The organism is Sulfurimonas aquatica (genome assembly GCF_017357825.1).
In the GTDB taxonomy this organism is placed as follows: domain Bacteria; phylum Campylobacterota; class Campylobacteria; order Campylobacterales; family Sulfurimonadaceae; genus Sulfurimonas; species Sulfurimonas aquatica.
The window spans coordinates 2,139,526-2,152,834 of the sequence record NZ_CP046072.1 but is presented as its reverse complement, the minus strand read 5'-3'; the positions used below and the strand labels follow the sequence as shown (position 1 = coordinate 2,152,834).

The 13,309-nt window shown below is 34.1% G+C and carries 13 protein-coding genes; 12 read left to right on the top strand and 1 reads right to left on the bottom strand.

Annotated elements, in window-relative coordinates; all coding sequences use genetic code 11:
- Window positions 1-9: 9 nt before the first annotated feature.
- Genes mnmE through GJV85_RS10225 form a run of 3 tightly spaced genes read left to right on the top strand, consistent with a single transcriptional unit; the run spans window position 10 to window position 2,469 of the window.
- The gene (gene mnmE / locus GJV85_RS10235) at window positions 10-1,347 is read left to right on the top strand and encodes a tRNA uridine-5-carboxymethylaminomethyl(34) synthesis GTPase MnmE (protein ID WP_207561287.1); all 1,338 of its coding nucleotides are present in this window, start codon (window positions 10-12) and stop codon (window positions 1,345-1,347) included.
- 1 nt (window position 1,348) lies between these two features.
- Entirely contained in the window at window positions 1,349-1,750 is a 402-nt protein-coding gene (ruvX, locus tag GJV85_RS10230) for a Holliday junction resolvase RuvX (RefSeq protein ID WP_207561286.1), read from the top strand.
- Window positions 1,751-1,755: 5 nt separating this feature from the next.
- Window positions 1,756-2,469 carry a heparan-alpha-glucosaminide N-acetyltransferase gene (locus GJV85_RS10225; protein ID WP_207561285.1) on the top strand — a complete coding sequence of 238 codons (714 nt, stop codon included), beginning with the start codon at window positions 1,756-1,758 and terminating at the stop codon, window positions 2,467-2,469.
- Here GJV85_RS10225 and GJV85_RS10220 read toward each other — a convergent pair.
- A complete protein-coding gene (locus GJV85_RS10220) occupies window positions 2,462-3,199 on the bottom strand; it encodes a hypothetical protein (RefSeq protein ID WP_207561284.1) in 738 nt (245 codons plus the stop codon). The two genes, GJV85_RS10225 and GJV85_RS10220, sit on opposite strands and share 8 nt — an antisense overlap.
- Window positions 3,200-3,382: 183 nt before the next feature.
- Between GJV85_RS10220 and ilvC the strand changes: the two genes are divergently transcribed.
- The 9 genes from ilvC to GJV85_RS10175 all read left to right on the top strand — a co-directional run bounded on the left by ilvC (window position 3,383) and on the right by GJV85_RS10175 (window position 13,297).
- The gene (gene ilvC, locus GJV85_RS10215; protein ID WP_207561283.1) at window positions 3,383-4,405 is read left to right on the top strand and encodes a ketol-acid reductoisomerase; all 1,023 of its coding nucleotides are present in this window, start codon (window positions 3,383-3,385) and stop codon (window positions 4,403-4,405) included.
- Window positions 4,406-4,633: 228 nt separating this feature from the next.
- On the top strand, window positions 4,634-6,634 hold the full coding sequence (locus GJV85_RS10210) for a response regulator (RefSeq protein WP_207561282.1): 2,001 nt from the start codon (window positions 4,634-4,636) through the stop codon (window positions 6,632-6,634).
- A 48-nt stretch (window positions 6,635-6,682) separates the two neighbouring features.
- Complete coding sequence (gene bioD / locus GJV85_RS10205) at window positions 6,683-7,336, top strand: dethiobiotin synthase (protein WP_207561281.1); 654 nt, start codon at window positions 6,683-6,685, stop codon at window positions 7,334-7,336.
- A gap of 18 nt (window positions 7,337-7,354) precedes the next feature.
- Window positions 7,355-8,230: an aspartate carbamoyltransferase catalytic subunit gene (locus tag GJV85_RS10200; protein ID WP_207561280.1), complete on the top strand. Its 876-nt coding sequence runs from the start codon at window positions 7,355-7,357 to the stop codon at window positions 8,228-8,230.
- Window positions 8,231-8,237: 7 nt separating this feature from the next.
- On the top strand, window positions 8,238-9,176 hold the full coding sequence (locus GJV85_RS10195; protein WP_207561279.1) for an aminodeoxychorismate synthase component I: 939 nt from the start codon (window positions 8,238-8,240) through the stop codon (window positions 9,174-9,176).
- A 9-nt stretch (window positions 9,177-9,185) separates the two neighbouring features.
- Window positions 9,186-10,493, top strand: coding sequence for a sensor histidine kinase (locus tag GJV85_RS10190; RefSeq protein WP_207561278.1), 1,308 nt, complete (start codon window positions 9,186-9,188; stop codon window positions 10,491-10,493).
- Between the two features lie 49 nt (window positions 10,494-10,542).
- Window positions 10,543-11,523 (top strand): transaldolase, encoded by a 981-nt coding sequence (locus tag GJV85_RS10185; RefSeq protein WP_207561277.1) that lies wholly within the window; start codon window positions 10,543-10,545, stop codon window positions 11,521-11,523.
- The gene (locus GJV85_RS10180; RefSeq protein WP_207561276.1) at window positions 11,520-12,704 is read left to right on the top strand and encodes a type IV pilus twitching motility protein PilT; all 1,185 of its coding nucleotides are present in this window, start codon (window positions 11,520-11,522) and stop codon (window positions 12,702-12,704) included. Before GJV85_RS10185 ends, GJV85_RS10180 begins: the two co-directional genes overlap by 4 nt.
- A gap of 56 nt (window positions 12,705-12,760) precedes the next feature.
- Entirely contained in the window at window positions 12,761-13,297 is a 537-nt protein-coding gene (locus tag GJV85_RS10175; RefSeq protein WP_207561275.1) for a 50S ribosomal protein L25/general stress protein Ctc, read from the top strand.
- Window positions 13,298-13,309: the final 12 nt, after the last annotated feature.

The window sequence follows — 13,309 nt, the reverse complement described above, 5'->3', positions numbered from 1 at the left end:
AGAAAATAGATGTCAGATACTATTACGGCTATTGCTACTGCAAATGGCATTGGCTCTATTTCCATCATCAGAATCAGTGGTGATAAAGCTTTAGAAATAGCAAAGAACATTACCAAAAAAGATAATTTCAAAACCCGTTACGCCACACTCACAAACGTATATAACTCTCAAGATGAACTCATTGACGAAAGTATTGTACTTTACTTTCAAGCTCCTTTTTCTTTTACTGCTGAAGATGTTATAGAAGTCCAATGTCATGGCGGTTTTATAGTTGCTCAAAGCATACTTAAAAGCGTACTGAGCGCAGGGGCAAGACTTGCAACTGCTGGTGAGTTCTCAAAGCGCGCTTTTTTTAATGGCCGTATAGACTTGAGTGAAGCAGAAGCCATAGCTCAACTTATAGAAGCAAAAAGTGAAGACGCCGCAAAAGTATTAGCGCAGCAAATGAAAGGCTCTCTTAAAGGCTTCATAGAGTCTGTACGCGATGAGATTATCCATATACTTGCATATAGTGAAGTAAGTATTGATTACGCTGAGGAAGATTTACCCGAAGATTTAGTTCTGCAGATAAAAGAAAAGTTAGAAGAACTTCATACGCTGCTAAACAAAACGCTAAAGGCTTCAAAGTCTCGTGAAGGTTTGATGCAAGGTTTTCGAGTAGCTATTATTGGTAAGCCAAATGTTGGGAAAAGTTCTCTTTTGAACGCTCTTTTGAATTATAGTAGAGCAATCGTAAGCGAGATAGCTGGAACAACGCGAGATACTATAGAAGAGCAAGTCAAAATTGGCACGCATTTAATTAAAATAGTAGATACTGCAGGAATTCGTGAAGCGGATGATGAGATAGAACGTATAGGGATTGAGAGAAGTTTAGAAGCCATAGAGAGTAGTGAGATCGTAGTTGCGCTTTTTGATAGCTCTCGAGTAGTTAATGATGAAGATATAGAGATTGCTAGACTTATAGAGAAATACAAAGAGAGTAAAAATATCATTGTAGTGAAAAATAAGATTGACTTAGAAGAGAAGTTTATGCTTGACTCTCTTGATTTTGATATATCTTTAAACTCTAAAGATGATGTCTCGAAGCTTATTGATAGACTCGAAGAGATTATGAATGAGAGTAATAATTCGGATGAGATGATGCTCATATCAGAACGCCAAATCTCAGCTGTTGAAGCTACGATGAGTAATATAAAAGAAGCGTTTTTCCCTCTTGAAGATCAGGAGTTAGAGATTTTTTCTTTCCATCTAAATGAAGCAGTAAAAGAGATGTCGAGTATCACAAGACCTTTTGAAAATGATGAAATGCTAGATAAGATGTTTGGCTCCTTTTGTTTAGGAAAATAGGGTGAAGTATCTTGCTATAGACTTAGGCCTAAAACGCATAGGTTTAGCATACTCTGCACATAAAGACTTAGTAACGCCTCTCCCGGCAGTTATGCGAAAAAATCGTAACCAAGCCTCAGACGAAGTCAAAAAAGTGATAAGAGAGTGGGAAATTGACGCCGTAGTGATTGGCGTTCCTCTAGGTGGAAGTAGCGAAGATGAGATGAAACGCCGAATCGCTCACTTTATGAATTTAGTGGCGTTTGAGGGTGAAGTTTTTTATCAAGACGAAGCTGGGAGCTCTTTAGAAGCTGAGAACCTTATGAAGGGCGAGATAAAGTATATTCGTGATGGAAGAGTAGACTCCATATCCGCTATGATAATTCTTCAAAGATACCTCTACAAAAAAAAGCAAAACGGATAGGCTAGATGAGAATATCTGGTTTAGATATTTTTCGCGGATTTGCAATTTTACTCATGATAACGTTTCATTTGAGTTTTGATTTAGATAATTTTAACATTGTAGATTTTGATGTACGAAGAGGAGAATTTTGGAAGTACTTTAGATATCTCATTGTGAGTATCTTCGTATTTTCCGCTGGCATTAGTTTGATTCTTGCAAATAAAGAAGAAATTAATTTTTTTAAAGTTAAACGCAGGGTTATTGTACTAAGTTTTGCAAGTCTTCTTGTATCTATAGGAAGTTATACGCAGTTTCCAAATACTTGGATATATTTTGGAATACTACACTTCTTTTTATTTGCTTCTATTGTTGGGTTACTTTTTTTAAGATTTCCAAAAACCTCTTTATTCCTTGGAATATTTATTATCCTTGGGTATGCATTTTCTATTATAAACATGCATTGGCTATTTGATATTTTAAAAACTCCTCTGCATCTTCCAACAAAAAATACAGAAGATCTAGCAACAATATTTCCATGGTTTGGAGTTTTTTTACTAGGAATGGCGTTTGGAAATTTTGGACTTCATACAGTTATATTTAACAATCGTTTTTTTAACTCTCCAAGTAGAGCTAATCGAGTACTTTCTTATCTTGGAAAAAACTCTTTAGTTATTTATCTTATTCACCAGCCTATACTCTTTAGTATCTTTTTAACCGCACAATACTTTGGATTTATTTAGCCATAATATAGAGATTATTACTTGTATTTGCAACTTCGCAAAAACGTTCCTTTAGCTCTCTATCAAAGGTTAAAACAAAAACATTAGAGTTTTTTAACCTGGCGTTTATAAACTTTTCAAGTAAAACATCATCGGCAACGTTTTTTCCATGGTCGCACTTTATAAACTCAAATGAGTTAAGAGTCTTTCCGTAGTCAAAAAGGTTTGCTTCCCACTCTGCGCGCTTTAGGTAGAGTGAGTCTGGATTTGCCGCTAAAAAGATGTGATCGTCTTCTATGTCGTGTTTTTCTATGATCTCTGTAAAAATTGAAGAGATACTGGAGAAGTTCTCTATATCCCAAAAGAGATAGTTGTCTTCTGCTTTAGAAGCCTTTTTTTTATTAATAAGTTTTAATCGCTTGGTAATATTGAAACTTGTATGCGCTTTATCAGTTGTTAAAAGAATCGTATTTTTTAGTTTTTTAGCGTCTTCTGTAGGAAAGCCTAAAATTTCTCCTAGTGCTATATAGAGATCAAGATTTTCTATCTCCTCTTCTGCCCCACCTTTTTGATAGCGTTTAAGTTTCAAAATCTTTGATTTAGAAAAAACGAGTGAAATATTTATCTTGTCATGATTTGCATAAGCTTGTTTTACACGGAAGAATATATCTTTTGCATCTTTATTGTCTGGAAGTTCTATACTCCCTCTATACCTATGTTCAATAGATATTTTTTGTTTATTAATTGACAAGTAAATTCCTTAAAGTTAGTACATAATTTTTCATTATTATACAGAGTGTGATATTAAAGAAGAAATCTTACTCACAAATCTAAGCTTACTCTAATAATAGTTTTACAAAAGTTTGAGTATAATGCCACAAAATTTTAAAAGACTTAAGCGAAGACTTAAGCTTATAAACTCCAAGGATATACAATGGCATTAAATGTTTATTATGACAAAGACACAAATTTAGACTTAATCAAAAGCAAAACAGTTGCAATGATCGGTTTTGGTTCTCAAGGGCACGCACACGCAGAAAACTTAAGAGATAGCGGTGTTAGCGTTGTTGTAGGTCTTCGTAAAGGTGGTTCTTCATGGGCTAAAGCTGAAGCTAAAAACTTTGAAGTACTTACTATTGCAGAAGCTACGGCAAAATCTGATGTTGTAATGATTCTTTTACCAGATGAAAACCAAGCAGAAATTTATACAAATGAAATCGCTCCAAACTTAAAAGATGGTGCTACTATCGCATTTGGTCATGGTTTTAACATTCACTATGGTCGTGTTAAACCAGCTGCTAACATTAATGTTACTATGATCGCTCCAAAAGCTCCAGGACATACTGTACGTTCTGAATTTGTTCGTGGTGGTGGTATCCCTGACCTTATCGCTGTTGGTCAAAATCCTTCAGGAACTACGAAAGAGCTTGCTCTTTCTTATGCTTCTGCTATTGGTGGTGGTCGTACTGCTATCATCGAGACAACTTTCAAAGACGAAACTGAAACTGACCTTTTTGGTGAGCAAGCAGTTCTTTGTGGTGGTGCAACTGCACTAGTACAAGCTGGGTTTGAAACTTTAACTGAAGCTGGTTATGCTCCAGAGTTAGCTTACTTTGAGTGTCTTCACGAACTTAAACTAATCGTTGACTTAATGTTTGAGGGTGGTATTGCTGATATGAGATACTCTATCTCTAACACTGCTGAGTATGGTGACTATGTTTCTGGTAAACGTGTTATCAATGCAGAGTCTAAAGCTGCTATGAAAGAGATCTTAACTGAAATCCAAGATGGTAGATTTGCAAAAGACTTCATCCTTGAAGGTCAAGCAGGTTATCCTCGTATGAACGCTGAGCGTACAAATGACAAAACTAAACTTATTACTCAAACTGGTAATAAACTTCGTGAAATGATGCCTTGGATTTCTGCGGGTAAAATCGTAGATCAAGATACTAACTAGTATTTTTAATTATTGAGCATCATCTTCGGATGATTTGCTCAGTTACTTACTTGCGTAAGCTCCTTTACAAAAACATCCAAATCTAATACCCACTAATTAAAAATCCTTCGTCTTTTCTTTTGAATTACTTTTCAACAAAAAATTAATCTAATTGCAAGCTCACTTAGCTTTTATATCCAAATATTTAACTTTATTCCAAATAATAAAATATTATGATAATATCTACTTATGAAAGATTTAATACTTATAGTAGAAGATAGCAAAACAATTGCTATGTATCAAAAAACTCTTATCGAATCACTCTTGGTTACTGTAATAGTTGCACAAGATATGAGCGAAGTAAAAGAGATTACCTCTCAAAGTAAAGAAAAAGTGACTCTAGCTATTGTAGATATTAATTTACCTGATTGTGGGGATTGTGTTCTTGATTATCTTTTAAAGTTGAACATACCTTGTATCGCAATGACAGGAAGTTTTCATCCGATGCTTAGAGAGAAGGTAATTAATAAAAAACTAGTTGATTATATTGTACTAAATGATGATAAAAACTTAGAACTACTTCAATCAACAGTTAAACGCATACTTAATAATAAAAATACAAAAATTTTAATAGTTGATGATTCAAAGTCAAGCCGTTATGCACTTAAAGACCTACTTGAACATCAAAATTACACTGCACTTGAAGCTAAAGATGGTGTTGAAGCATTAAGAATGCTTCGAGAAAATGATAATGTTAAAATTGCCCTTGTTGATTATGAGATGCCTGGAATGAATGGAGCTGAACTAACTAGAGAAATTAGAAAGCATTACTCTCGTACAGAGGTTTCTATTTTAGCTATTTCTATACACTCTGAACCCATTATTACGATTGAGTTTTTAAAGGCTGGAGCAAATGACTTTATAACAAAACCATATATAAAAGAAGAGGTAATTGCAAGGATTGGCGTAAACGTAGACATGATTGATCAAAATGTTGCGCTGCAAAAAGAAGTCGCCATTCGACATAGAATAGAGAAAGATCTTGAAGAGAAAAATAGACATCTTAAAGTATTAAATAAGAAACTACTAGTCTCTGAAGAAGAAGCGAACAAAGCAAGTGTTTCTAAGTCAGACTTTCTTGCTAATATGTCTCATGAGATAAGAACCCCAATGAATGCTATTTTAGGTTTTATTGATCTATTATTTAAAGATGAAACATCTAAAGAGAAATTGAAAAAGTTAAATATTATTAAAGAGTCTGGTTATTCACTTTTAACAATCATAAATGACATATTAGATTTTTCTAAGATAGAAAGCGGAAAGCTTCATATGGAACAAAAAGCTTTTTATACTAAAAGTCTTTTTAATTTAGTAACAGACCTTTTAGAAGAAAAAGCACTCAAAAAAAATATAAAAATAGTTGTTGATATGGATGATGAACTCCCTAAAGTTGCGTATGGCGATACTACTCGGATAAAGCAAGTGTATGCAAACCTCTTAGGCAATGCAATAAAGTTCTCAGGTCACCTTAGTCAAGTAGATGTGAAAGTAAGCTTCTTAAAAGAAAAAAATCTTCTTGTCTGTAGTGTTAAAGATCATGGAGTAGGGATAGCTGAGGAGAATTTAGAGAGAATATTTAATGCATTTGAGCAAGAAGATAATACTACAACAAGAAAATTTGGTGGAACGGGACTTGGTCTTTCTATAAGTAAAACACTCATGAATATGATGGGTGGAGATTTAGAGGTAAAAAGTGTTTTGGGCAAGGGTAGTGAGTTTATTATGTCAGTAGATGTTTTTTCAAATGCTAACGAAGAGCTAGAGATAGAAGAGGCAACTAAAGAGAATAAGATTGAACTCTTAGGTTCAGTCTTGTTAGTTGAAGACAACCTATCTAATCAAATACTAATGGAGATACTTTTAAATGAATCGGGGCTTGATGTTATTATTGCAAACAATGGAGCAGAAGCAGTCGAGGCATACAAGTTAGGATCATACTCTGTTATTTTAATGGATGAGAACATGCCTGTCATGAATGGAAGTGAAGCAACCAAAGAGATAAGACGTTTAGAAAAGTTAAGAGATGTCCCTAGAACTCCAATAATTGCCGTAACTGCAAATGCTTTTGCTGAAGATAAACAGAGATTTTTGGATATTGGAATGGATGACTATATATCAAAGCCTATAGAGAGACAATCTTTAGAGCAAGTACTTTGTAAACACATCTCCTGTGGTAAAGCAAAGCACTAGAGTATCTTTAAACACTTTGAGATATAATTTGCTAAAAAGAGAAAGATATTGGCAAGAAGAATTTTTATAACTGCTACAAACACAGATATTGGCAAAACATACACAACGAAACTACTTTTAAAAGAGTATGCTTCAAGAGGTCTTCGAGTCGGTGTTATAAAACCTATTGAGACAGGAGTTATTAATGGAGTTTATCCTGATGGTACTCTTCTTTTGTCACTTGTGCAGGAGTTAAACCCTGAGTTTAAAGAGATATGTATTGAAGATATTGTGCCTATAAGTTATGAATTGCCAGCAGCTCCTTATGTAGCTTCAGATTTAGAGAAATTAGATTTAGCAAAGATAAACTCTGCTATTGATAAACTTGAACCATTATGTGATGTTTTACTTATAGAGGGGGCAGGAGGACTATATGTTCCTATAGATAGTCAGTATATGATAATTGACTTGATTAAAGAGTTTAAGGCATCAGCCCTTCTTGTTACTCACTGCTCACTAGGGTGTATAAACGATACACTTTTGAGCTCAAAAGCATTAATGGATGCAGAGATTGATTTTGTCGTGGCATTTAACTGCAGAGATAAAGATAGCAGTTTTAGTAGTGTGAGTGAGCCTTACTTTATAAATACGAGTAAAAAGGTACTAAAAGTAAAAGAGGACATTGACACTATCAGTGATGTCCTGTATAATTTTACAAAATAAATATATGGAGACTCTTTGATGGCACACTTAATTCGAACAGATGATTTTACTAAAGAAGAGATTGAGTCTATCTTAGTAGATGCCAAAGAGTTTAGTAATGGGAAATTTGAGAGAATACTCAAAGATAAGATTATAATCACTCTTTTTTTTGAAAACTCCACAAGAACTAAAAGCTCATTTGAGATAGCAGCTAAACGCCTCGGTGCAGAGATAGTCCACTTAGATGTTGCACAGAGTTCTACAAAGAAAGGCGAAACATTAGTAGATACTGCTATGAACCTTGATGCTATGGGTCCCCATGCCATTATCGTGCGTCATCAAAACTCTGGCGTTCCAAAGATACTCTCCAACTATACTAAGGCGAGTATATTAAACGCAGGAGATGGTGCCCATGCTCACCCTTCTCAAGCGCTTTTAGATTTATATACTTTAAAAGAGCACTTTAAAAATCTTGAGGGAAAGAAAATAGCCATAGTGGGTGATATAAAAAACTCTCGTGTTGCAAACTCAAACATAGAACTTCTTTCACGTTTTGGAATGGAGGTAATCTTAGTCGCACCTCCACACTTTTTACCAAAGACTTCTCTACGAACTACTCATTTTTTAGAAGAGATTATGGATGAAGTAGATGCAATTATGAGTCTTAGAACACAAACAGAACGCCACTCTTCACAAAGTTACGCTTCACTAAAAGATTATGCAAGCGATTTTTGTATAACGCCAGAGTTAATTGGAGATAGAGATATAATATTACTCCATCCAGGTCCAGTTCATAGAAATATTGACATTAGTGATGCACTCTTAGATGATAAACGCTGCAAAGTTCTTGAACAAGTTGCAAATGGCGTAAATATTCGTATGGCAATTTTAAAAAAACTTATTGGTAAGAACTAGCCATTAGATGAAGTTTTCTGACTTAAACTCTTTAGGAAAGAGAAGAGAGCCTTTTTTATTTATAACAGACTTTAAGGCTGAAAATTTAGAGGTGATTCTTTTAAAAGATTTGGAAAGCTCTGATATCGACTTTTGCATAGATGAGAATTTTTTACATAAAAAACATGATAATAAACTTGAAGTGCAGGTGATAGACTTCACTCAGTATAAAAAAAAATTTGAAAAAATTATAGATGAGATAAAATCAGGCAATACATATATATTAAATCTGACGCAGGCAACTCCCGTAAAAACTTCGCTTAGTTTAAAAGAGGTTTATCAATGTGCCAATGCACGCTATAAGTTGCGTTATAAAAATGAATTTGTATGCTTCTCTCCTGAAAAATTCATACAAATAGAAGATACAAAAATACATACGTTTCCTATGAAAGGGACTATCGATGCATCATTGCCCGGTGCAAAAAACACTATTTTAAACAATGCAAAAGAGATGGCGGAACACATAATGGTTGTTGATTTACTTCGAAACGACCTCTCGATAGTAGCCAAAGACGTAAAAGTCGAAGAGTTTAGATATGTTGAGTCCATCCATGCTGGTAAAAAAGAGTTACTGCAGGTTAGCTCACACATTAGTGGTGAGTTAGGGGAATTTTGGCATGAGAAAATAGGAGATGTTTTGGAAGCTATTTTGCCAGCAGGAAGTATAAGTGGCGCACCAAAGAAGAGTACACTCTCCATAATAGAGAAGGTTGAAGAGTATGAAAGAGGCTTTTTTAGTGGAGTGTTTGGTGTATATGATGGAAACAAGCTAGATAGTGGTGTTATGATACGCTTCTTACAAAAAAATGAAGAAGGATATGTTTATAAGAGTGGTGGTGGCATTACATTGGATAGTAATGTAAACGCAGAGTATAATGAACTCTTAGAAAAGATATACTTACCTTAATGGATAGTTATGATAAATAGAAATAATTTTTTTACAAGTAATTGGGAGTTTGATGAGTCTGAATTAGATCTTAGAGGTAGATTTCAGATGGTAAATGTAGCAATACTTTTATCATCCACAGGTTTAATATTTGGATTAATCGGTAATATACTTAAAGATGTTCAAGGAATAATAGTTCCTATAGAGATTTTTCTACTTTTAATAAATATCGCTTTAATTTTTCTTTTACGACAGAATAAAGAGAGACTGAAATTTGTATCGTTTATGATTACCTTTCAGTTTTCTCTCTTCTTTTTATTTCTTATATATGCATATGAACCTTCTCAAATGAAGCATATATGGGTACTTACATATCCCATAATCCTACTTTACCTACAAGACAAGAAGTACTGTAGTTACTGGCTATTTTTTATGATTTTTATGATAATGCTGACACCACTGCAAGGTTTGATTGAAGTCTCTTACTCATTATACCAAGTGACTTACTTAAACTTTGTACTTGTAATTATAAGTTTAATTATATATTTTTATCAACATAAGATGCAAGAGGGACAGGGTCTAATTCTAAAACAGCAAAAGCAACTTCAAGATACTATTGATGAACTCAGTAGCAAAGACAAACTCTTAACCCTACAGTCAAAACAAGCCGTAATGGGTGAAATGATAAGTATGATCGCACATCAATGGAGACAACCCCTCTCAACTGTAACATTAAGTATCTCAAACTTACAGCTTAAAAGAATGCTAGATAAAGAGTTCAATGAAGATGAGCTTGATAATGCACTAGTGCAAATTAATGATACTGTTGTTTATCTCTCTGAAACTATTGATGACTTTCAAACATACTTTAATCCAAACAAAGAGTTAAGCCAAATCACTACACAAGAGTTACTGCAAAAAGTAATGAGTCTTATTCAAGGAAGAATAAATACAATCGAGATAGTACTTAAAGATGATACGAATGAGATGGTTACTATATATGTTAATGAACTGATTCAGGTGGTCTTGAATATCGTAAATAATGCGATAGATGCACTTAAGGAAGTTGATAGGTCTGATGCAAAAATAATAATAGAAGTTCTATCTGATAATGATTACATTAAATTCATAGTTAAAGATAATGCGAACGGAATTAGTAGTGAAAATATAGACCGTATTTTTGAGCCATATTTTAGTACTAAAGGTAAAAATGGTACGGGTCTTGGTCTCTATATGTCCCAGATGATTATGCAAAAACAGTTTAACTCAAAGATAGATGTTCAAAGCTCAGAAAAAGGCACATCCTTCATCATACGAGTTCCAAAAAAACTATCGTAATTTTATTTTTTCTTAGCTATAATAGGTAAAATTTTAGTTAGGAATTGCAATGTATATAGAAGATTTGAAGTTTTCACTCTGGGCAGATTTTATTGAAAGAGATTATCTTGATAATGAGTTTAAAGAGCTCATTAATAGTGGTGTGATTAATGGTGCCACATCAAATCCTGCCATTTTTAAAAATGCTATACTAAACTCTCCTGCATATAAAGAACAGCTTCAGACCCTTGGTTCTCTCTCGCCAAAAGAGAAATATGAAGCAGTTGCAATCTATGACATAACAAAAGCTGCAGATATCTTAAAACCACTTTATGATAAAAATGATGATGGATATGTAAGTATAGAAGTTGATCCTTTCTTTTGTGATGATGCTGAGGCAACTATTGCCGAGGGAAAAAGACTTTTTAAGAGTATAAATAGAAAAAATGTCATGATTAAAGTGCCAGCTACCGATGCGGGCTACCTTGCTATGAAAGAGTTAACTTCACTTGGTATTCCAGTTAACGCGACACTTATTTTTAAAAAATCACAGGCGATAAAGTGTGCTGAGGCATTTAAAGCAGGAGTTGAGACTTTTGGCTCTTATGTAGACACGGTGATAAGCGTATTTGTGAGTCGAATAGATAGAGCTCTTGATGCTAAGTTGAGTGAACTAGGCATTGATGTAGCCCTAAGCGGAATATATAATAGTGCTGCTATATATGCTGAAGTTGAGAGTATGAACGTCAATGGATGCCGTACACTTTTTGCAAGCACGGGTGTTAAAGATGACTCTTTAGCAGCTGATTATTACATAGAAAATCTTTTAGCATTTAATAGTGTAAATACTGCTCCAATAGAGACAATTCAAGCCTTTAGAAAAAACAAAAAATCGGCTAAGGCACTGCCTATAAATGCAGATGTAATAGAAAAGCATTTTTTAAAAATTAAAAATGCAGGAATAGATTTTGATGGCTTATTAGATAAACAGATTGATGATGGTTTAGTTTCGTTTAAAGATGCGTTTAGAGATATACTGGAGTCATTATGAGTGATCATGTTGATGTAAGCAAATTAACATTTGAACAATTAAAAAGAGTTAGAATTCATCTTAAGAAGATGATTGAAATAGGGGGAAGTGACCTTCATATAAAAGCAAACTCTGTAATACGAGCTAGGATTAATGGAAATATTGTGCAATTTTCTGGTGGTATTCTCTCAAAGGCAGATGCATTAACATTTGCTAAAGAGTTACTCAAAGGTCAATTTGCAGAGTTTGTTGAGAAAAAAGAGCTCGATTTAGTCTATCCATTTGATGATAATAATCGTTTCCGTGTAAATATCTTTTTTCAAATGGATGGAGTTTCAGCAGTTTTTCGTGTAATCCCTGTAAAAATTCCATCATTTAATGAACTGCACCTTCCAGAAGTAGTTCGTAGTTTTACTCAAAAAGAGAGAGGGTTGGTCCTAGTTACTGGTGTTACTGGTAGTGGTAAGTCAACTACTATGGCCGCAATAATAAATGAGATAAATTTAACGAAGAAAAAGCATATTATTACTATTGAAGATCCGATTGAGTTTGTGCATAAAGATAGAGGATGTATTATAAATCAACGCTCAGTTGGTCAAGATACACTTACTTTTGGAACAGCTCTAAGGGCAGCTCTGCGTGAGGATCCAGATATTATTTTAGTTGGAGAGATGAGAGATAAAGAGACTATTAACCTTGCTCTACACGCTGCTGATACTGGTCACCTAGTTGTATCAACACTACACACCATTGATGCAAAAGAGACTATTAACCGTATAATTTCTCAGTTTCCAACAGATGAGCAAAATCGTGTTAGAGTCTCTCTCGCTGGTGTTATTCAAGGAATTATATCTCAAAGATTAGTGCCAACTGTAGATGGTGGTCGTCGTGCAGCTATGGAAATCTTAGTACGCACGCCAACAATTGAAAAATTGATTATGGAAGATAGAGATTATGAGATAAGAGATGCTATTGAAGCTGGAAAAGAGCACTATAAATCACAAAGTTTTGATCAATCTATACTTGAGCTTTATGATAATAAAATAATTTCAAAAGAACAAGCACTTCAAAACGCAACAAGTGCTTCAGATTTAGAACTTAAAATCAGTGGTCTTACAGGTGGTATGGGAAGTAAAGATGAAGAGCCAAAAGAGAGAAGAAAGATAAATCGAGATGATGACGATGTTTTTGAATTAAAGTAATTATTAATGCTTAAGAGGGTATAATTTCATCCATTTTTAAAACACAAGGAATTTATATGTTAGAAGGTATCGTTAGAGAGAGTACTGGTAAAGGTGCTACAAATGCACTACGCCGAGATGGTTATCTAATTGCGAACATTTATGGAAAAGGCTTAGAAAATATTAATGCGGCTTTTAAAATGAATGAGTACATCCGTACAGTTCGTAATAAAGAGACTTTAGCATTCCCAGTAAATATTGCTGGTAAAGAGATGAGCGTAGTAGTTCAGTCTTATGAATCACAAGCAGTTACAGGTAATCTATTACATGTTGATTTAATGGTAGCACAACCAGGTGTTGTGACTCACTATCATGTTCCAGTTGTACCACAAGGTGATGCAATAGGCCTTAAGAATAAAGGTCTAGTTCACCTTGCTAAAAGACGTTTACGTGTTAAAGCAGCAATTGAGAATATTCCAAGTGCAATTAATGTTGATGTTAGTTCAATGGATGTTGGTGACTCAAGACTTATTCGTGATTTAGCAGCAGTAGAAAACATTACTTTCACAGATAGCGAGCGTGTATCTGTACTTAGTATAATTAAAGCTAAGTAGTAAAGAAAATAT

What these genes read in the sequence shown, in the direction of transcription:
- ilvC (WP_207561283.1), top strand. Translation starts at nt 3,383, where the DNA reads ATGGCATTAAATGTTTATTATGACAAAGACACAAATTTAGACTTAATC.
- GJV85_RS10180 (WP_207561276.1), top strand. Translation starts at nt 11,520, where the DNA reads ATGAGTGATCATGTTGATGTAAGCAAATTAACATTTGAACAATTAAAA.
- mnmE (WP_207561287.1), top strand. Translation starts at nt 10, where the DNA reads ATGTCAGATACTATTACGGCTATTGCTACTGCAAATGGCATTGGCTCT.
- GJV85_RS10210 (WP_207561282.1), top strand. Translation starts at nt 4,634, where the DNA reads ATGAAAGATTTAATACTTATAGTAGAAGATAGCAAAACAATTGCTATG.
- GJV85_RS10195 (WP_207561279.1), top strand. Translation starts at nt 8,238, where the DNA reads ATGAAGTTTTCTGACTTAAACTCTTTAGGAAAGAGAAGAGAGCCTTTT.
- GJV85_RS10185 (WP_207561277.1), top strand. Translation starts at nt 10,543, where the DNA reads ATGTATATAGAAGATTTGAAGTTTTCACTCTGGGCAGATTTTATTGAA.
- GJV85_RS10200 (WP_207561280.1), top strand. Translation starts at nt 7,355, where the DNA reads ATGGCACACTTAATTCGAACAGATGATTTTACTAAAGAAGAGATTGAG.
- GJV85_RS10225 (WP_207561285.1), top strand. Translation starts at nt 1,756, where the DNA reads ATGAGAATATCTGGTTTAGATATTTTTCGCGGATTTGCAATTTTACTC.
- GJV85_RS10190 (WP_207561278.1), top strand. Translation starts at nt 9,186, where the DNA reads ATGATAAATAGAAATAATTTTTTTACAAGTAATTGGGAGTTTGATGAG.
- GJV85_RS10175 (WP_207561275.1), top strand. Translation starts at nt 12,761, where the DNA reads ATGTTAGAAGGTATCGTTAGAGAGAGTACTGGTAAAGGTGCTACAAAT.